Here is an 18,146-nt window from a genome sequence, read left to right on the forward strand (position 1 = left end):
CAGTAGTTGGTCGTTTCAACGCAGCCGGTGCAGGCGCGCCGGGAGTTGCCGCACGGATTTTACTTTGACATCGACATAACCGGGGCGTTTCAAGGTCCGCGGCAAGGGTGCTTTTCCGATCGGGTCGCTCATGCGCAGGTATTGCGTCACCCACACGGTATGCAGTCCGAGGCGGCTGGCGCTTTTCAGGTTGGCCAGGGTGTCCTCGACCAGGATGCAGCGGCGTGCCGCCACCCCGTGCTTGCGCAGCAGGCGGCGCAGCATCAGGCTGGATGGCTTGGGCCGCAGCTGGCGGTGTACGTGCATGTGCTCGATCGCGACGTGGTGGGCGAAATGGCGGCTCAGGCCCAGGTGGCGCATCACGTCGGTGGAGTAGCGCGTCGGCGCATTGGTGAGCAGGATCTTGCGGCCCGGGAGGCGCCGCAGCAGCGTGCCCAGGCCTTTTTCGGCGCGCACCAGCTTGTCGAGGGCGCCGAGGTCGTGGGTCATGTGCAGGAAGTCGGCCGCCGATACCCCGTGGTGCCGGATCATGCCGAGCAGGGTGGCGCCGTAGCGCTTCCAGTAGCCCAGGCGGGCGGCGTCGACGACCGCCTGGCTGGCCGGCGTGCCGCCGTCACCCAGCACGCGCGCGATATAGGTGTTCATGTTCGCGCTGATGGCCGGGAAGATCGCATGCGAGGCGTCATGCAGCGTGTTGTCGAGATCAAACAGCCAGACGGGAGAAGCAGGGTTATGATTTGGCACGATTTAAAGCACAACAGGGAGAAATGAATGCGGCGACGTCCGATTATAGTGGTGTTCTTCAGCTTGTTCCTGCTGGCCTTCCAGGCGCTGGCAGCGGAACGGGGGGCCCTGTTCAAGGCCAGCGACAAAGGCAGGACGCTGTACCTGTACGGCACCATGCACGTCGGCCGCGCCGACTTCTATCCCCTCGAGCCGCGCATTCGGGCGGCAATGGCGGCCGCCCCGACGCTGGTGCTGGAAATCGACATGGCGGGCAATCCCGACGCTATCGCGGCTGCGGTCCGGCAGCATGGCATGTTCGCGCCCGGCAGCCCGGGCTATGCGGTCCTGGCGCCGGAGCGCCGCGCGCGCATCGAAGGAGCGCTCAGGAAGCAGGGGATCGATCCGGCCGCGGTCGCGCAGTTCAAGCCCTGGATGCTGGTGACGATGCTGGCCGTGCTCGACACCGTCAAGCTGGGCTACGACCCGACGCTCAGCGTCGACGAACACCTTGCCACGCTGGCGCGCCAGGGCAAGACCCGCGTCGCCGAACTGGAGACGATGCAGTACCAGGCCTCGCTGCTGAACCGCCTGCCGGACGAGGCGCAATGGCGCCTGCTGGAAGAAACCCTGGACAACATGGCCTCGGGCCGCCAGCAGCGCGAGACGCGCGAGATGCTCGAAGCCTACGAGCGCGCCGACCGCAAGGCCCAGGACGGCCTGATGCAACGGGTGGAAAGCGACGACAGCCTGACCGGGAAGTTCATGCGCGACATCCTGCTCGACGAGCGCAACGGACCGATGGCGGACAAGGTCGCCTCGCTGCTGGCGCGCGAAGACAATGCGGTGGTGGCGGTGGGCTTGCTGCACCTGCTGGGACAACGCGGATTGCCGGAGCTGCTGCGCAAGCGCGGCATCAAGGTGGAGCGAATTTACTAGGGGAGTACTGCGGGAGGAGAGTGGTGCCCTTGACGTGGATTGAACACGTGGCCTCTCCCTTACCAAGGGAGTGCTCTACCACTGAGCTACAAGGGCATTCAGGTCGTCTCTTGTGGCGGAGTTTCCGCCACAAAAAATTTAGTGAGACCGGATCATAGTGCCAAAAGCCTGTTCGGTCAAGACTTCCAGCAACAAACTGTGTTCGATACGGCCGTCGATGATGTGGACGGTGTTCACGCCCGACTTGGCCGCGTCCAGGGCGGACGAGATTTTCGGCAGCATGCCGCCCGAAATCGTGCCGTCTTCGAACATCTCGTCGATCTCGCGCGCCGACAGGTCGGTGACCAGCTTGCCGGTCTTGTCCTGCACGCCGGCGATATTCGTCATCATGATGAGTTTTTCGGCTTTCAGGATCTCGGCGATCTTGCCGGCGACGACGTCGGCATTGATGTTATAGGCCTGGCCGTCCTGGCCGAAACCGATCGGCGAAATGATCGGGATGAAGGCATCGTCCTGCAGCGCCTTGACCACGGCCGGGTTGATGGCCTCGATCTCGCCGACGAAACCGATGTCCAGGAATTCGCCCGGTTTTTCCTTGTCCGGCATCGCCATGCGGCGTGCACGGATCAGGCCGCCATCCTTGCCGGTCAGGCCCACCGCCTGGCCGCCGTAGTGGTTGATCAGCATGACGATGTCCTGCTGGACCTCGCCGCCCAGCACCCACTCGACCACTTCCATGGTCTCTTCGTCGGTGATGCGCATGCCCTGCACGAAGCTGCCCTGCTTGCCGATCTTCTTCAGCGCATTGTCGATCTGCGGACCGCCGCCGTGCACCACGACCGGGTTCATGCCCACCAGCTTGAGCAGGATGACGTCGCGCGCGAAGCCGTGCTTCAGGCGCTCGTCGGTCATGGCGTTGCCGCCGTATTTGATGACGATGGTCTTGCCGTGGAAGTTACGGATGTACGGAAGCGCCTCGGCCAGGATCTGTGCCTTGATCTGCGGCGATACCTTGGTCAGGTCGTTGGGCTGGTCGTCGGGATTCAGGCTGCTCAGGGTAGCGTTCATGGAGGGTCCAAAATAAATGTCGCAAGATTTTAAGGCAACAGGGAATGACTTGTGCTGATTATATGGCGTTTTGTTGTATTTTATTGGCCTGATCCTTGCCGTACCGGACAATGAACGTTTCCACTTGGAGCAAACGATGAGCACCTGCACGCGCTGCGGCGCCGAATTCGGCTGCGCCATGGTCGAGGGCAGCCCTGAACCCTGCTGGTGCACCGCCTTGCCGCCGGCTGTTCCCGTACCGCGGGAAGCCGCCGGCTGCTGGTGCCCGGCCTGCCTGCGCGCCCATATCGAGGCCGAGCAGGCGGAACGCCGGGTGCCCTAGGATCAGCGCTGCGTCCGGAAGAAGCGCATCATTTCGCGGCTCGCATCCGGCCCCTTGCCATCGGTATAACTGCCGCGCGCATCGCCGCCCGACCAAGCGTGGCCTGCCCCATGGATCAGCCAGTGTTCGGCGTGGACGCTGCCGTCGTCGTGGTGGTGCATGGTGCGGGTGTAGGCGTGGCCGTTCGGCACCTGTCCCGGCTCCACCGCCGTCCGGCGCGCACCCTTGGCGCGCACCTGGGCCACCAGCTCGTCGCCGTTGGCAGGGTGGACGGTGGTGTCGCGGTCGCCGTGGAACACGATGATCGGCACCGTGCGTCCCGGCGCCTGGCTGCGGCGGAAATCTCCCTTCATCGCCGCCAGCGCCGACGGCAGGTCCTTGGCCGCGGCAAACGGTAGCCCCGAGTGGACGCCGACGGCGGCATACAGCTCCGGATACAAGGTGCCCATGATGGTGGCCATGGCGCCGCCGGCCGACAGTCCGGCGACGAAGACCTGGCGCCCGTCGACCGCATGGCGCGCCATCACGTCGCGGGTGATGCCGGCGATGATCGAGGGCTCGCCGCGGTCGCGCTGCTGGTCGGTCTCGTTGAACCAGTTCCAGCAGCGCGAGGGATTGGCCGCCTGCGACTGCGCCGGGTACACGACCAGGCAGCCCAGTTCTTCCGCCAGCGCGTTCATCTGCGTGCCGTGTGCGAAATCGTCCGGATTCTGGGTGCAGCCGTGCAGCATCACGACCAGGGCGGCCGGCGCCTCCGTCAGCGTGCTCGGCACATACAGCTTGTAGTCGCGGGTGCCGGCTTCGTTGGTGAAACTGCCGCTGCTGAAACTGCCCGGCCAGGGGTTGCTGGTTTCAGTGCCGGTGCCGCCCAGGCCTCCGAGCCCGCCAAGTCCACCATTCAGGCCGCCGAACTGTTCGCGCACCGATTCCATCGTGCGCTGCAGGTTGGCCAGCATGTCGGGGACGACATCGGTGGCGACCCGTTCGCGCGCGGCTTCCTGGCGGGTGTCGTCGTTGGCAGCCGCGCCCTGCGGCGGCGGATTGATGTCGCGCATCGGCGGCGGCGAGCCGGGGGCCGGGCTAGGGCGCTGGTAGGCGGTGGCGTGCTTCATCGCTTCCTGGACGATGGCAGTGGTGTCCACCGGCCCTTTCTTCAGCAAGGCGCTGGTGGCCTTGCGCATCTGCGCGAGCAGGTGGAGATTCAATTTCATGCTTGTCCTTTGGCCGGCGCGATCACTCGATGCGCCCGGCAAGTGCCGTCTTGACCGCGCTGCTGGCATGCAGCGCCCCCAGGACGACGATTGATTCGATGGTATCCAGCGCCAGTTCGGGCGGGACGTCGTGGGCAATGCTGGCCAGCCCCAGTACCTGGATTTGCAGGCGTTCGCCGGCTTCGCGGGCCCGCTCCAGGTCGGCGCGCGTGTAATGGTGCAGGCCGAGCACCAGGCTGCGCCGCGCCACGGTTTGGCGCACCACGTCGGCGTGCGTCAGTAGCTGGTTACGGATCGCCGTGCGGATCAGGTCGGAACGGTTGGCGTAGAAGCCTTCGCTCACCAGCAGGTCGATCTGTCCGAGGTCGATCGGCCCCAGGTTGATCGTGATCTTTTCCGAATCCGCCGGACGCGCCGGTTCCCGTGCTGCCATTTTCATTACTTCCCTGGTCATGATGCCCTTCGCTTCCTTACGCCACGCTTGCACCATCCAGCTGGATGGTCTGCGGAGTGTACGCCGATCATTTGAATGAGAACACCCTAAATGCGACAGGCTGCGTTAATCTGCGAACATGCGTGCAGAAATACAACTCGGCCATTGTTTTGAATGGCGTTATACGATTCCCCGGCGGGCCAGCGTCCCCGAGCTCTACCACGACACGCCGTTTTGCCGCGACATGCCGGAGGTGCTGGCCACCGGCTACCTGGTCGGCATGATGGAACTGGCCTGCCTGCACGGCCTGATGCCCTTCGTCGACTGGCCGCGCGAGCAGAGCCTGGGCACGCTGGTCGAATTCCGGCACCTGGCGCCGACGCCGCCGGGCATGACGCTCACCATCCGCGGCGAGGTGCTGGAAGTGGATGGCAGGCGGGTGCGCTTCCGGGTCGAGGCCTGGGACGAGGTGGAGAAGGTGTGCGAGGGGGTGCACGAGCGGCATCTGATCGATCCGGAACGTTTTGTTGCCCGGCTGGCGCGCAAGCGCGAGCACGTTGCGCAATTCACACAATCAGAGGATGTCATTGACGCGCAATAATTAGTTACCAAAATTACAATTGACCCTCTCCTGACATTCATGCATAGTGGAATGTCGTTGTTATCTTTTCTAGGTGTGTATGTTGAATTCTCAACGGGCTGAGCGCGATGCCGCTGCCGTGCCGCTGGTCGTCGACCTCGACGGTACCCTGACCCTGACCGATACCCTGGTCGAGTCCGTTCTCCTGCTGGCCCGGCAGTCGCCCCTCAGCCTGTTGCACCTGCCGTTCTGGCTCCTGCGCGGCCGCGAAACCCTGAAATCGGAAATCGCCCAGCGCGTCAGCGTGCCGGCGGAACAGCTGCCTTACCGCGAAGAGCTGCTCGATTACCTGCGTGCCGAAAAAGCGGCCGGACGCGAGATCGTGCTGGCCACGGCCGCCCACCACAGCATTGCCGACGGTGTGGCCGCCCACCTCGGCCTGTTCGACCGCGTGCTGGCAAGCGACAGCAGCCGCAACCTGAAGGGCAGCAACAAGCTGGCCGCCATCCGCGAGGAAGTGGGTCCGAATTTCGCCTATGCCGGCGACAGCCCGGCCGACCTGGCCGTCTGGGAAGGCGCCCAGGCAGCCCTGCTGGTCGGCGCCTCGGAATCGCTGGCGCGCCAGGTGCGCAGCAAGCACGTGGTCGAGAAAGAGTTCGCCCGCCCGGCCGCCGGCCTGAAAGTCTGGCGCAAGGCGCTGCGCATGCACCAGTGGGCCAAGAACGTGCTGCTGTTCGTGCCGATGCTGACCGCGTTCTCGTTCGCACCAGCCGATATCGCCACCATGCTGCTGGCCTTCCTGTGTTTCTCGCTGGCCGCCTCCGCCACCTACATCGCCAACGACCTGTGGGACCTCGGCAACGACCGCCTGCATCCGCGCAAGCGCCTGCGTCCCTTCGCCAGCGGGGTGCTGCCGATTCCCTCCGGTGTCGCGGCGGCCGTGGTCCTGATGCTCATTGCGTTCGGGCTCGCCTTCACCGTCAACGCCGGCTTTGCCGGCATGCTGCTGGCCTACGTCGTGATGACCACCACCTACAGCTGGAGCCTGAAGGAATACGTGCTGGTCGACGTCATGGCGCTGTCGATCCTGTACACCATGCGCATCGTCACCGGCTCGGTGGCGGTGGGCATCCACACCAGCTCCTGGCTGCTGGCCTTCTCGCTGTTCGTGTTCCTCAGCCTGGCGCTGGTCAAGCGCTGCTCGGAACTCAAGTCGCTGCAGGGCAGCGGCGGTATCAGCACGCGCGGACGCGACTACCGCGTGGCCGACCTGGCCGTGCTGTGGCCGATGGGCCTGGCCTCGGCGATGTCGGCGGTGGTCGTGTTCGGCCTCTACATCAATGCACCCGAGACCCAGGCGCGCTACGCCAGCCCGACGCTGCTGTGGGCGGCGGCGGCGCTGCTGATCTACTGGCTGGGACGCCTGTGGATCAAGACCGGGCGCGATGAGATGGACGACGACCCGGTCCTGTATGCGCTCAAGGACCGCGGCAGCCGGATGGTGGTTTTCGCCATGGGCGCTATCATGGCCTGCGCTTATTTTTTAGACTTTAACGCCGTACTCTGATGCCCCTGACGCTGGAACCCGAACTGCAAAGCCCCGTCCCTTCACCCTGCATCAACGTGTGCCAGATGGAGCCCGACACCGGCCTGTGCCGGGGCTGCCTGCGCACGATCGAGGAGATCGTCGCCTGGGGCAGTGCCGGCGACGACTACAAGCGCGCCGTCTGGACCGAGATCCGGCGCCGCGAAGCCGAGATCGACTGGGGCTGAGGTGAGCCCGGGCCTGCCGCTTCCATCGTCGATCCAGGTCTTCGAGCGCGGCTGGCTCTCGTCCAACAACATCCTGTTCACGGACAGCGAAGGCACGGCGCTGGTCGACAGCGGCTATGTCACCCACGCGCCGCAGACCCTGGCGCTGGTGCGCCAGGCCCTCGGCGGGCGGCCGCTCGAGCGCCTGCTCAATACCCATTTGCACTCGGACCACTGCGGCGGCAATGCGCTGCTGGCGGCCGCCTACGGCTGCCATATCGCGATTCCGGCGCTGGATGCGGCCAAGGTCGCGGCCTGGGACGAAGAGGCGCTCAGCTACCGCGCTACCGGCCAGCAGTGCGCGCGCTTTTCCTTCGACGCGACGCTGGCGCCGGGCGATCGCCCGGTGCTGGGCGGCCTGCACTGGACGGTCATGGCGGCGCCCGGCCACGATCCGCACGCCCTGCTGTTCTTCTGCGAAGACGAGGGCATCCTGATTTCCGGCGACGCGCTGTGGGAAAACGGCTTCGGCGTGATTTTCCCGGAGCTCAGCGGCGAGCCGGGTTTCGAGGAAGCCGGCGCGACGCTCGACCTGATCGCCACCCTCGATGCGCGCGTCGTCATTCCCGGCCATGGGGCACTGTTCGGCGACGTGGCCGGGGCCTTGGCGCGGGCCCGTTCGCGCCTCGACTACCTGAGCGCCGACCCGGTGCGCAACGGGGAAAACGCGGTCAAGGTGCTGCTCAAGTTCCTGCTGCTGGAGCGCCGCGCGCTGCCGCTCGACACCTTGCCCGCAGTGCTGGCCGCGATCCCGCTGGTCGAGCGCGTACGCGTGAAGCTGCTGGGCCGCGGCCGGGAGGAACTGGCGCAGTGGGCCGTGGCTGCGCTGCTGCGCGCCGGCGCCGCCCGCGTCGCGGGAAACCAGTTAGTGGATGTTTAGAGTCAAAAATCTAGCACGATCGTTCTTTTTTCACGGCATAATGCCCTGAGTGATTTGATCAACCGATTATCGAGAGCCTTCCATGACGCTGCCACCCGCGCTGCAAAACCTGTCCCTCCCCGTCATCGCCTCGCCGATGTTCATCGCCAGCGGACCCGCGCTGGTGGCGGCCCAGTGCAAGGCCGGCATCGTCGGTTCCTTCCCGGCCCTGAATGCGCGCCCGGCCGAGCTGCTCGACACCTGGCTGACCGAGCTGCAGGGAGAGCTGGCCGCTTACCAGGCCGCCAACCCGGGCGCCAGGGTGGGACCGATCGCGGTGAACCAGATCGTGCACCAGTCGAACGACCGCCTGGCCCACGACGTCGAGGTCTGCGTGAAGCACCAGGTGCCGATCATCATCTCCTCGCTGCGCGCGCCGCCGAAGGAGATGCTGGACGCGGTCCACGCCTACGGCGGCATCGTGCTGCACGACGTGGTCTCGATCCGCCATGCGGAAAAGGCGCTGGAAGCCGGCGTGGACGGCCTGATCCTGGTGGCGGCCGGCGCCGGCGGCCATGCGGGCGCGCTGTCGCCCTTCGCCCTGGTGGGCGAGGTGCGCAAGTTCTTCAAGGGGCCGATCGCGCTGTCCGGCTCGATCGCCACCGGCGACGCCATCCTCGCGGCGCAGGCGATGGGCGCCGACTTCGCCTACATCGGCTCGCGCTTCCTGGCGACCAGGGAATCGAACGTGACCGACGCCTACCGCGATGCGATCGTGGAATCGACCGCGGCCGACGTGGTGTACACGAATCTGTTCACGGGCGTGCACGGCAACTACCTGAAGAAGTCGATCGTCGCGGCCGGACTCGATCCCGACAACCTGCCGGAATCGGACAAGAGCAAGATGAGCTTCGGCTCGGCCAGCGCCAAGGCCTGGCGCGACATCTGGGGCGCCGGCCAGGGCGTGGGCCTGATGGACGACGTCCCGACGGTGGCCGAGATGGTCGAGCGGCTGAAGGCGGAATACGCCGCCGCGCGTGCGCGCCTGGCGCTTTAGAGCGCGTAACGCGCTTAATCCAGGCGCTTGGCGTCCGGCGTCGGGAACGGCGGCGCCGGTTCGGCCGAACTCAGGTCGTCCGGGTTGATCGACCACAGGCCCGGCAGGTTGCGCCAGTAGTTGTAGACGTCCATGCCGAAACCGACCACGAACTCGTTCGGCAGGGTCAGGCCGACCAGGTCGGCCTTGATCGGCTTGGCGCGCTTGAGGTCCTTGTCCGCGAACACCGCCACGATGACTTCGGCCGCGCCCATGTCGAGCAGGCGCTGCTTGACGTGGGCAAGGGTCTCGCCTTCGTCGAGGATGTCGTCGACCACGACGATGGTGCGGCCCGCCACGTCCTGGCGCGGGATCACCTTCCACACGATCTGGCCGCCCTGGTCGGCGTCGCCGTAGCGGCTGACGTGGATGTAGTCGAATTCGAGCGGGAAGTCGAGCTGCTGCAGCAGGTGGCCGGTGAACACGACGGCGCCGCCCATCACGCCCAGCACCAGCGGGAAGGCCTTGTCCTGGGGATTGCCGAAGCGCGCGTTGAGCTGGTCGGCGACACGTGCCACCGCGGCCTGGACTTCTTCGGGCGTGACGATCTGGGTGGCGTTGGCGAGAAGCGCGCGGGCGCGGTCATGGTGGTAGTCTTGCATGCTGTTCTGTCTTCTGGTGTAAAGATGGCGTTTCGATTATGCGCCAATCGGGTACGCGGGCGCGTTCCTGTTGGAATCAGCTGCCTGTGATTTCACGTTGCAGCTTGCGGGTGAGCTTGGCGAATACCAGCTCGTAGGAGCGGCGCAGCAGGGCGGCGAACTCCTCGTCGTCGAGCTGGGCTTCCGGCGTCACGAAGACCCACTTGGCGCGGGCCAGGTAGGGCGCGGGAAGGATGCCGGGCCGGTCGGTCAGTTCGAGGAAGCGCTCGTCGTCGGCCTTCAGGCTGAATCCGGTCGAGGGACCGTCCTTGTTGGTCACCGCGAACATCTTGGTGCCGACCGAAAAGACGGTGTCGTGGTCCCACTTGGTGTCTTCGGTGCAGCCGGGGAGGCTGCGGCAGAGGGCCTTGGCCGCTTCAAAATCCATGGTGTCTCCTGTGCCGGCTTCAAAGCCGGTCGTGTGGTTCATGTGCGCGCCATTGTAGCGCGCGCCGGGCCGGATGGCGGCCTTTAGTTGACGCCATGCAATAAACCGGAGCGCCACATGGGCGCATTGCGGCGTATCATACGTGGCTTGGAAAACAACGAACGACCAAGCCATGTCCACTCCCGAATTCGAACAAGCCCGCAGCAAACGCCTGGCCCAACTGCGCAGCGCGATGGCGCGCGCCGGCATCGACGCCTATGTCGTGCCGTCGAGCGATCCGCACCTGTCGGAATACCTGCCCGGGCACTGGAAGGGCAGGGAGTGGCTCTCCAGCTTCACCGGCTCGGTCGGCACCTTCATCGCCACCGCGGGTTTCACGGGCGTGTGGACCGATGGCCGCTACTGGACCCAGGCCGAGACCGAGCTGGCCGGCAGCGAAATCGCGCTGATGAAGATCCCGGGCGCGGCGAGCCAGATGCACGTCGACTGGCTGGCCGCCAACCTGAACGCCGGGCAAACCGTCGCCGTCGATGCGCGCGTGCTCGGCCTGGCCAGTGCGCGCCTGTTGTCGGACGCGCTCTCCGCCAAGGGCATCCGGCTGCGCACCGACATCGACCTGCTCGACGAAGTCTGGCAGGACCGTCCGGCGCTGCCGGGCGATCCGGTGTTCGAGCACCTGCCGCCTTATGCGACCATGAGCCGCGCCGACAAGCTGGCCGCGACCCGCGCCGCGATGGAGCAGCATGGCGCCGGCTTCCATTTCATCTCGACGCTCGACGACATCGCCTACCTGTTCAACCTGCGCGGCGCCGACGTCAGCTTCAACCCGGTGTTCCTGGCGCATGCGCTGATCGGCCGCGCCGACGCCACCCTGTTCGTGGGCGAAGGCAAGGTGCCGGACGACGTCCGCGCGCGCCTGGAATCCGATGGCGTCCACCTGGCGCCTTACGCGAATGCCGCCACCGCGCTGGCGGCGCTGCCGGACGGCGCCACCCTGCTGCTCGACCCGCGCCGCGTGACGGCCGGCATGCGCGCCGCGGTGGCCCAGGGCGTGAATGTCGTCGAAGCGATCAACCCGACCACCTTCGCCAAGTCGCGCAAGCTCGACAGCGAAGCGGTGAACGTGCGCGCCGCCATGGAGCAGGACGGCGCGGCGCTGTGCGAATTCTTCTCCTGGCTGGAGCCCGAGCTGGAAAACGCCGGCCGTGCGTCGGCTGCCCGCATGCCGCTGGACGAAGTGGCGATCGACACCCACATCACGGCCGCCCGTGCGCGCCGCCCGAACTTCATCAGCCCGAGCTTCTCGACCATCGCCGGCTTCAACGCCAACGGCGCGATCATGCACTACCGCGCCGCGCAAGAGAGCTGTGCCGTCATCGAAGGCGACGGCCTGCTCCTGATCGACTCGGGCGGCCAGTACCTGGGCGGCACCACCGACATCACGCGCGTGATCCCGGTCGGCACCCCTTCCAGCGCCCAGAAGCGCGACTACACGCTGGTGCTGAAAGGCCTGATCAACCTGTCGGCGACGCGCTTCCCGCGCGGCACCCGCGCGCCGCTGCTCGACGCCATCGCGCGTGCGCCGATCTGGGCGGCCGGCATCGACTACGGCCACGGCACCGGTCACGGGGTCGGCTACTTCCTGAACGTGCACGAAGGCCCGCAGACGATTTCCCCTAGTGTGCCGCCGGACCCGCATACCGCCATGGAGCCGGGCATGATCACCTCGATCGAGCCGGGCATCTATCGCCCGGGACGCTGGGGCATCCGCATCGAGAACCTGGTGCTCAACCAGCTGGTCGACACCACCGAGTTCGGCGACTACCTGGGCTTCGAAACCCTGACCCTGTGCCCGATCGATACTCGCCCGCTGGAGCGCGCCCTGCTGCGCGAGGACGAGATCGCGTGGCTGAACGCCTACCACGCCACCGTGCGCGCACGCCTGGAGCCGCACGTGCGCGGCGCGGCACGCGACTGGCTCTTCAAGCGCACGGAGGCGATCTGATGGCCAGCTCCCGTTCCACCCGCGCCAGCGCGGCGGTCGAGCGCCTCAAGAAGCGCACCGGGAACAGCGCCTACTCGATGGCGCGCACCGGCGACGGCCTGTTCTACCTGTCCGAGGCGCCCGGCGCGCCCGCGCTGAATGCGCCGCTCGAGCTGGACGATTTCGTCGCCTTCGTGAACGGCCTCGGTCCGCAGGAGGTCAAACGCATCAGCAAGCATGACGAGGCCTTCGAAAAGCAGCTGGTGCGCAAGAAGCCGGGAGCGTGACGTCGATCCATGCCGCCTAACTCCCTGCTTGCCGCCTACTGGTCCGAAGCCAGCATCCATACCAATGGCCTGATCCTCTTGCACCTGGCCGGCGCGCTGGCGCTCGGCCTGCTGGTCGGCTACGAACGCGCCTACCACGGCCGCGCCGCGGGCATGCGCACCTACGGTCTGGTGTGCATGGCCTCGGCCGCGCTGACCATCCTGGCCGGCTATCCTGATTTCTGGTACGGCGGCCATGGCGGGGTGCTGGCGCCGGTCGACCCGACCCGCATCATCCAGGGCGTGGTGACCGGCATCGGCTTCCTCGGGGCCGGCGTCATCATGCGCGAAGGCTTCAACATCAGCGGCCTCACCACGGCGGCCTCGATCTGGGCCTCGTCCGCGATCGGCATCCTGGTCGGCGTCGGTTTCTACCTGGCGGCGATGGGCCTGGCCTTCTTCTCGGGCATGATCATGATCTACCTGAACCGCCTCGAGACCATCCTGCCGGCGCGCCATGCGGTGGCGGTGCGCATGCGTTTCAAGCCGCAGGTGCTGCCGCGCGAAGAAGTGCTGCGCCAGGCCGCGCTCGAGCGCGGTTACGAGATCGCCGGCAGCTCGCTCACGATCAGCAGCGACGAGGGACGCCAGGAATGGCGCTTCGTGGCGCTGGCGCTGTCGAACCGCAGCGGCGCGCCGCTGTCGGAGCTGGCCCAGGAGCTGGCGGCCTTCGAGGGACTGGAAGCCTTCCAGCTGTCCCACGCCCGCAATTAATAAAAGATCAACAATAATAACGCGCTTTATCCATTACTGGGGTTCATCAATGCAAGCACAAGACGTCCTCGATTTCTGGTTCCTGCCGGAAGGCAGCCCGGGCCACGGCAAACAGCGCATCGAATGGTTCCGCAAGGACGAGGCCTTCGATGCCGCACTGCGCGAACGCTTCGGCGGCCTGATTGTCCAAGCCGTCGCCGGCGGGCTGCGCGAATGGGACGAGCAGGGGCCGCGCGGCACCCTCGCGCGCATCCTCGTGCTCGACCAGTTCACCCGCAACGCCTTCCGCGGCAAGCCCGAATCCTTCGGCGGCGACGCCCTGGCGCTGCTTGCGGCGCGCCAGCTGGTGGACTCCGGCGAGCACCTGGCGCTCACGCCGGTCGAACGCCAGTTCGTCTACCTGCCCTTCGAGCATGCGGAAGACGCGCGCATGCAGGAACAGGCCGTGACCCTGTTCACCGAGCTGGCCGCCCAGCACGAAGGCTTCGGCGAGGCGCTCGATTATGCGCACCGCCACCGCGGCGTGATCGCCCGCTTCGGCCGCTTCCCGCACCGGAACGTCATCCTCGGCCGCGCCTCGAACCCCGAGGAGCTGGCCTACCTGGCGCTGCCCGGGGCCGGCTTCTGACGTGGCGCCGACGCTGAACCTGGTCGGCGCCGGTCACGTCGGCCGCGCGCTCGGACGCCTGTTCGCCGGCACGGGCGCCTTCGCGATCCAGGATGTCCTGACCCGCAGCGAAGCCGGCGCCCGGGAAGCGGTGGCCTTCATCGGCGCCGGCCGCGCCTGCGCCGGCATGGCCCAGCTGCGCCCGGCCCCGGTGTGGATGCTGGCGGTGGGCGACGACGCGATCGCCCCGGCCTGCGCCGCGCTGGCGCAAGCCCATTCGCTGGCGGGAGCGGTGGTGTTCCACTGCAGCGGCGCCAAGGCCTCCGCCGAACTGGCGGCGGCGCGCGACGCCGGCGCCCTGGTCGCGAGCGTGCATCCGGTGCGCAGCTTCGCCGATCCGGCGGCGGTGGCGGCGGACTTCGCCGGCACCTTCTGCGGCATCGAGGGCGACGCCGCGGCGCTGGCCCTGCTCGAACCGGCGTTCGCGGCGATCGGCGCACGGATGGTGCGCATCGATCCGGCCGCGAAGACCGTGTATCACGCGGCCGCCGTGTTCGCGTCGAATTACCTGGTGACGGTAGTCGACGCGGCGCTGCGCGCCTACGCGGCCGCCGGGGTGCCGGAAGACGTCGCGCGCGAACTGGCGCGGCCGCTGGCCACCGAGGCCCTGGCGAACGTGTTCCGCATCGGCCCCGCGGCGGCGCTCAGCGGTCCCGTCGCGCGCGGCGATTTCGCCACCGTGGCGCGCCAGCAGGACGCCGTCACGCGCTGGGATCCCGCTACCGGCCGCCTGTACGAAGCGCTGGTGGCGCCGACCGCCGACCTGGCACGCCGCAAGTTGATCCAACCATAGGAGCTTCGATGTTTTTCACCGCCTGGGCCACCCTGGCCGCACTCGGCGTGTATTTCTGGACCGGCGTGAACGCCGGCCGCGCGCGCATCCGCCACGACATTCCGGCACCGATCATGGACGGCCCCGAAGAGTTCCTGCGCTGCCAGCGGGTGCAGGCCAACACCCTCGAACAGCTGCCGCTGCTGCTGGTGCCCTTGTGGCTGTGCGCCTTCTACCTGGGGGACCTGTGGGCGGCGGCGTGCGGCCTGCTGTGGTGCCTGGGCCGCATCGCCTACGCGCTCGGCTATTACCGCGATCCGGCGCGGCGGGAAATCGGTTTTATTACGGGCATGCTGGCTTGTGCGTTGTTAATTGGCGGCACTGTTTGGGGTCTATTGCTGCGCTAAAGCGAAAAAGCGCAGAGATTGATCGACAAAGTTCCCAGAGAGCAATAAGCTGTGATGCTACAACGACCAACCGATCCGCCAGCCGCGCCTTTGCGCCGACGCCGCCGGACGGCAACAGGAGAAGGAGATCACATGCTGTTCCTGAAGAGCACCAGCGTCACCAAGGCCCCGGGCATCTACGATGTCGATGTCGCCGCCAAGCCGCCGGGCAAGACTTTCGGTGTCTTCCTGGCCACGGATCCGGACAATCCGCCGCAAACCGTGCTGGCGGGCCTGGCCGAACTCGGCTTCAAGAATACCCATCAGCAGGGCTATGTTCACAAGGACAAGGGCAAGGTGCTGGACCTGCACTTCCAGAAGGACGGCACCGACTTGTTCAACGGCTGGAAAGCCGAGGAGTGCGCCGCCAACCTGGCCGCGCTCGAAACCCTGTTCGGCAACCTCGGCGTCAGCGTGACGCCGCGCGTCATGAGTCTGGCCGAAGCCTACGCCTGATACCTAGGCCTGTACCTCGATTTGGTACAGCGCCCAGGGGCAAGCTGCGAAACGTTCATTGACCGGCCGCGCTGCGACGGCGGGCAGGGCACTGCTTGCCGTCGCAGCGCCGAGGAAGTGACGTTTGTCCATGTGAAAATGATGTGGTGACGGGAATGCGTCATCATAGCCATGAAACAAGACAATGGATTTATTTACCTCAGCTTCAAGGCTGACCCGCATCCCTATCCGTGGCGGCGAACTGGCCTTCCTGCCCCAGTTGCCGCTGCCCTGGCCGAACGAGGAGGTGCTGGCGCGCCTGTGCGCCGAAACCGCCTGGCGCGAAGAAACCGTGATCGTCTACGGCAAGCGCCACCTGCAGCCGCGCCTGAGCGCCTGGCATGGTGACAAGGCCTATCGCTACTCCGGCCTGAGCCTGGCGCCGCTGCCGTTCACGCCCCTGCTCGACACCATCCGTCAAGCTGCCGAAGCAGCCACCGGCCGGCACTACAACAGCGTGCTCCTGAACTATTACCGCGACGGCCGCGACAGCATGGGCATGCACAGCGACGACGAACCGGAGCTGGGGCCCGAGCCCGCCATCGCCTCGGTCAGTTTCGGTGCCACCCGGCCTTTCATCCTGCGCCACAAGCTCACCAAAGAGACCCTGAAACTGCCGCTGACCGATGGCAGCCTGCTGTTCATGGCCGGTGCCATGCAGGCCAACTGGATGCATGGCATCAACAAAACGGCACGTCCGCTTGGACCGCGCATCAACCTAACTTTTCGTAAAATCGATTAACTGCCGCGTTATTTTCATGATTTTTTAATAAAAATATCTAACCCGCGGGTCAGAAAGTTACATTTTCTTACAGTTCTTACGGGTTTCAGGCCTTTTATTAAGAGAAACGAATGCTATGTTGGCTACATCGCGATTCATTGGGAATCGCGAACCAGTCAAAGGATTCGCGTAATGAAAAAGCTTCTCGTTGTATTGATCGCATCCGCAGCCGCCATGTCGGCGGCCCAGGCCCAGACTGCCGCACCGCGCGCCTATGTGGGCGCCGGTATCGCCAGTGCCGACCATGACTTCAAGCTCTCCGGCACCTCGAATGCCGATACCGAAGGCTACAAGGCTTCCGGCAAGCTCTTCGGCGGCTACGAGTTCAACCAGACCTGGGGCGTGGAAGCGGGCTATACCGACTTCCGTAAATCGGACGTGAACTACGCCATCGGCGGCACCAAGGTCCGCGGTGAGACCGATGGCCACGCGGTCTACCTGGCCGCCAAGGCGACCATGCCGGTGAACGAGCAGTTCTCGGTGTACGGCAAACTGGGCGCGGCCCGTACCAAGAGCGAGCTGGAGACGCTCAATGCCGTGCAAAACATGAGCCGCAGCAAAACCGAAGCCTATGGCGCACTCGGCGCGGAGTACAAGCTGAACCAGAACGTGTCGCTGATCGGCGAATATGAGCGTTATGGCAAGAGCAAGGACTTCGGCGCGAAGGCCGATGTCTGGACCATCGGCGCGAAATACGCTTTCTAAGCGTTCGCAGCATCAAAGCAAAAGGCCCTGCGGGGCCTTTTGCTTTTGACGGTCACAGCCGCGCAAAGCCGTGCGGCTGCGGACGGTGCACCCAGGGCGGCACGATCAGTTGCGGCGCCGGCATCGCGTGGCCGGCGCTGACGAAGCGGTGCAGCGAGGACCACGGCCATTCGCGGGGGTGGCTGCAGAAACCGTGGCGGAAGGCATCGGTGTGGGTGTAGTCGATCAGGGCCGCGTACTCGTCGTCGTCGCCGACCCGGTAGTGCTGGTAGTGGCGTTCCCAGATCGCGCCATCGTTGGCATCCGGCACCGTGGACTTGCGCAAGGCCTTGGAGAAGGCGATCTTGACCGCTCGCCAGCGGCTCGAGCAGTCGTGATCGCCCGGCGGCAATGTCCACATCGCATGTGCGTGGTCCGGCAGGACCGTCCAGGCATCGACGTGGAAGGGTTTGCGTACGCGTGCCAGGCGCATGGCTTCGCCGAAGGCGGAGATATGGTCTGTCAGCAGGGTGCTGCCGCGTTCGAGCAGGCGCACCGTGAAAAAAAACGTCCCGCCCGGGACGCGGTTGTCGCGGTAATCAATCATAGGCTGCTATCGAAAACGTGCGCATATGTGCCGTCCCCTTCCTGTTCCGAACCGTCCTGTCGACCGTGTTCGTATCTGGCAGGCGTCACTTTCCCGCCTCCCGCCGGAACCATTCCGGCAGCAGTGCCTAACGTCACCGTTTGGCTCGCCACGGGTCAAGCCGGAGCTTGTCGTTGGCGACATAGAAGCTGTCGCGGCAGCGACCTTTCTTCTTGAACACGGGCGGATGGGCCGTTACGCCTGCCCGGCGTTGCGCGGAGTAGCGGCTCCAAGCACGGGCCAGATGCGCGCACGGCTGCGCATGGGCGTCGCGGTGGATGCTATGGAGCCAAGGCCCGCCTTCGGCATCGAGCCAGTCGGGATGAGCGTATTTGATTGCGTTAAATTGTTTTTTAAGTGCCATTGCGTTCGGACGCATGCCGGCAGCGGCTTGGCGCTGCCACTCTGCCAGCGCCCAGTTCCAGACCCGGCGCGCTGTCCCAGCTACCTGCGAAAAATATTTACCCTGTTTAGGCGCAGGGTCGAGCCGGATACGGTGCGACAGAAGCATGGTTGAGTAAGCGCCCTGGCAGCCATGCTTCTGGAATGCCGTACGTGG

The 18,146-nt window shown here is 65.9% G+C and carries 24 protein-coding genes and 1 tRNA gene; 16 read left to right on the forward strand and 9 right to left on the reverse strand.

The genetic code is table 11. From position 1 onward, the window contains the following. Positions 1-15: 15 nt before the first annotated feature. Entirely contained in the window at positions 16-744 is a 729-nt protein-coding gene (locus tag AC56LK_RS13510; protein WP_497185015.1) for a pyrimidine 5'-nucleotidase, read from the reverse strand. A 27-nt stretch (positions 745-771) separates the two neighbouring features. Between AC56LK_RS13510 and AC56LK_RS13515 the strand changes: the two genes are divergently transcribed. Then, complete coding sequence (locus tag AC56LK_RS13515) at positions 772-1,662, forward strand: TraB/GumN family protein (RefSeq protein WP_497185016.1); 891 nt, start codon at positions 772-774, stop codon at positions 1,660-1,662. Positions 1,663-1,683: 21 nt separating this feature from the next. On the opposite strand, the gene AC56LK_RS13520 is transcribed toward AC56LK_RS13515, so the two are convergent. Together AC56LK_RS13520 and argB are read right to left on the reverse strand one after the other, a co-directional pair. Beyond that, positions 1,684-1,758: transfer RNA gene (locus AC56LK_RS13520), tRNA-Thr, on the reverse strand. A gap of 42 nt (positions 1,759-1,800) precedes the next feature. After that, positions 1,801-2,730: an acetylglutamate kinase gene (argB, locus tag AC56LK_RS13525; RefSeq protein ID WP_436108555.1), complete on the reverse strand. Its 930-nt coding sequence runs from the start codon at positions 2,728-2,730 to the stop codon at positions 1,801-1,803. 136 nt (positions 2,731-2,866) lie between these two features. Between argB and AC56LK_RS13530 the strand changes: the two genes are divergently transcribed. Next, positions 2,867-3,052 (forward strand): cysteine-rich CWC family protein, encoded by a 186-nt coding sequence (locus AC56LK_RS13530; RefSeq protein WP_497185017.1) that lies wholly within the window; start codon positions 2,867-2,869, stop codon positions 3,050-3,052. 2 nt (positions 3,053-3,054) lie between these two features. Here the strand turns inward: AC56LK_RS13530 and AC56LK_RS13535 are convergent, their stop codons facing one another. Next, positions 3,055-4,263 (reverse strand): extracellular catalytic domain type 1 short-chain-length polyhydroxyalkanoate depolymerase, encoded by a 1,209-nt coding sequence (locus tag AC56LK_RS13535; protein WP_497185018.1) that lies wholly within the window; start codon positions 4,261-4,263, stop codon positions 3,055-3,057. Positions 4,264-4,285: 22 nt separating this feature from the next. Continuing rightward, positions 4,286-4,717, reverse strand: coding sequence for a CopG family transcriptional regulator (locus tag AC56LK_RS13540; RefSeq protein WP_497185019.1), 432 nt, complete (start codon positions 4,715-4,717; stop codon positions 4,286-4,288). Positions 4,718-4,835: 118 nt separating this feature from the next. On the opposite strand from AC56LK_RS13540, the gene AC56LK_RS13545 reads away from it, so the two are divergent. From AC56LK_RS13545 to AC56LK_RS13565, 5 genes are all read left to right on the forward strand, one after another. Next, positions 4,836-5,297, forward strand: coding sequence for a thioesterase family protein (locus AC56LK_RS13545; RefSeq protein ID WP_497185020.1), 462 nt, complete (start codon positions 4,836-4,838; stop codon positions 5,295-5,297). Positions 5,298-5,379: 82 nt separating this feature from the next. Beyond that, the gene (locus AC56LK_RS13550; RefSeq protein ID WP_497185021.1) at positions 5,380-6,843 is read left to right on the forward strand and encodes a UbiA family prenyltransferase; all 1,464 of its coding nucleotides are present in this window, start codon (positions 5,380-5,382) and stop codon (positions 6,841-6,843) included. Further along, positions 6,843-7,049 carry a DUF1289 domain-containing protein gene (locus AC56LK_RS13555; protein ID WP_497185022.1) on the forward strand — a complete coding sequence of 69 codons (207 nt, stop codon included), beginning with the start codon at positions 6,843-6,845 and terminating at the stop codon, positions 7,047-7,049. The genes AC56LK_RS13550 and AC56LK_RS13555 overlap by 1 nt, the downstream gene beginning before the upstream one ends. Position 7,050: 1 nt before the next feature. After that, on the forward strand, positions 7,051-7,968 hold the full coding sequence (locus tag AC56LK_RS13560) for an MBL fold metallo-hydrolase (RefSeq protein ID WP_497185023.1): 918 nt from the start codon (positions 7,051-7,053) through the stop codon (positions 7,966-7,968). A gap of 82 nt (positions 7,969-8,050) precedes the next feature. Continuing rightward, positions 8,051-9,004, forward strand: coding sequence for an NAD(P)H-dependent flavin oxidoreductase (locus AC56LK_RS13565; RefSeq protein ID WP_497185024.1), 954 nt, complete (start codon positions 8,051-8,053; stop codon positions 9,002-9,004). 14 nt (positions 9,005-9,018) lie between these two features. Here AC56LK_RS13565 and AC56LK_RS13570 read toward each other — a convergent pair whose 3' ends face one another. Then, positions 9,019-9,645, reverse strand: a complete 627-nt coding sequence (locus AC56LK_RS13570) for a hypoxanthine-guanine phosphoribosyltransferase (protein ID WP_497185025.1) — start codon at positions 9,643-9,645, stop codon at positions 9,019-9,021. A gap of 76 nt (positions 9,646-9,721) precedes the next feature. After that, complete coding sequence (locus tag AC56LK_RS13575; RefSeq protein WP_497185026.1) at positions 9,722-10,072, reverse strand: MmcQ/YjbR family DNA-binding protein; 351 nt, start codon at positions 10,070-10,072, stop codon at positions 9,722-9,724. Positions 10,073-10,244: 172 nt separating this feature from the next. On the opposite strand from AC56LK_RS13575, the gene AC56LK_RS13580 reads away from it, so the two are divergent. The 9 genes from AC56LK_RS13580 to AC56LK_RS13620 all read left to right on the forward strand — a co-directional run bounded on the left by AC56LK_RS13580 (position 10,245) and on the right by AC56LK_RS13620 (position 16,962). After that, positions 10,245-12,077, forward strand: a complete 1,833-nt coding sequence (locus AC56LK_RS13580) for an aminopeptidase P family protein (RefSeq protein ID WP_497185027.1) — start codon at positions 10,245-10,247, stop codon at positions 12,075-12,077. Beyond that, positions 12,077-12,343: a hypothetical protein gene (locus AC56LK_RS13585; protein WP_436108567.1), complete on the forward strand. Its 267-nt coding sequence runs from the start codon at positions 12,077-12,079 to the stop codon at positions 12,341-12,343. The genes AC56LK_RS13580 and AC56LK_RS13585 overlap by 1 nt, the downstream gene beginning before the upstream one ends. Positions 12,344-12,352: 9 nt before the next feature. Continuing rightward, the gene (locus tag AC56LK_RS13590; RefSeq protein ID WP_497185028.1) at positions 12,353-13,096 is read left to right on the forward strand and encodes an MgtC/SapB family protein; all 744 of its coding nucleotides are present in this window, start codon (positions 12,353-12,355) and stop codon (positions 13,094-13,096) included. A gap of 49 nt (positions 13,097-13,145) precedes the next feature. Next, positions 13,146-13,724, forward strand: coding sequence for a DUF924 family protein (locus AC56LK_RS13595; protein ID WP_497185029.1), 579 nt, complete (start codon positions 13,146-13,148; stop codon positions 13,722-13,724). Between the two features lies 1 nt (position 13,725). After that, on the forward strand, positions 13,726-14,556 hold the full coding sequence (locus AC56LK_RS13600) for a Rossmann-like and DUF2520 domain-containing protein (protein WP_497185030.1): 831 nt from the start codon (positions 13,726-13,728) through the stop codon (positions 14,554-14,556). Positions 14,557-14,564: 8 nt separating this feature from the next. Beyond that, entirely contained in the window at positions 14,565-14,942 is a 378-nt protein-coding gene (locus AC56LK_RS13605) for an MAPEG family protein (protein WP_497185031.1), read from the forward strand. 132 nt (positions 14,943-15,074) lie between these two features. Then, a complete protein-coding gene (locus AC56LK_RS13610) occupies positions 15,075-15,437 on the forward strand; it encodes a hypothetical protein (RefSeq protein ID WP_497185032.1) in 363 nt (120 codons plus the stop codon). Between the two features lie 184 nt (positions 15,438-15,621). Continuing rightward, positions 15,622-16,218: an alpha-ketoglutarate-dependent dioxygenase AlkB family protein gene (locus tag AC56LK_RS13615; protein ID WP_497185033.1), complete on the forward strand. Its 597-nt coding sequence runs from the start codon at positions 15,622-15,624 to the stop codon at positions 16,216-16,218. 171 nt (positions 16,219-16,389) lie between these two features. Further along, the gene (locus AC56LK_RS13620) at positions 16,390-16,962 is read left to right on the forward strand and encodes a porin family protein (protein WP_497185034.1); all 573 of its coding nucleotides are present in this window, start codon (positions 16,390-16,392) and stop codon (positions 16,960-16,962) included. 52 nt (positions 16,963-17,014) lie between these two features. Here AC56LK_RS13620 and AC56LK_RS13625 read toward each other — a convergent pair whose 3' ends face one another. Both AC56LK_RS13625 and AC56LK_RS13630 read right to left on the reverse strand, forming a co-directional pair. After that, positions 17,015-17,548 carry an REP-associated tyrosine transposase gene (locus tag AC56LK_RS13625; protein ID WP_497185035.1) on the reverse strand — a complete coding sequence of 178 codons (534 nt, stop codon included), beginning with the start codon at positions 17,546-17,548 and terminating at the stop codon, positions 17,015-17,017. Positions 17,549-17,681: 133 nt separating this feature from the next. After that, entirely contained in the window at positions 17,682-18,098 is a 417-nt protein-coding gene (locus AC56LK_RS13630; protein WP_497185036.1) for a helix-turn-helix domain-containing protein, read from the reverse strand. Positions 18,099-18,146 lie beyond the last annotated feature (48 nt).

It is taken from the genome of Telluria sp. ZB4P36 (genome assembly GCF_059685865.1).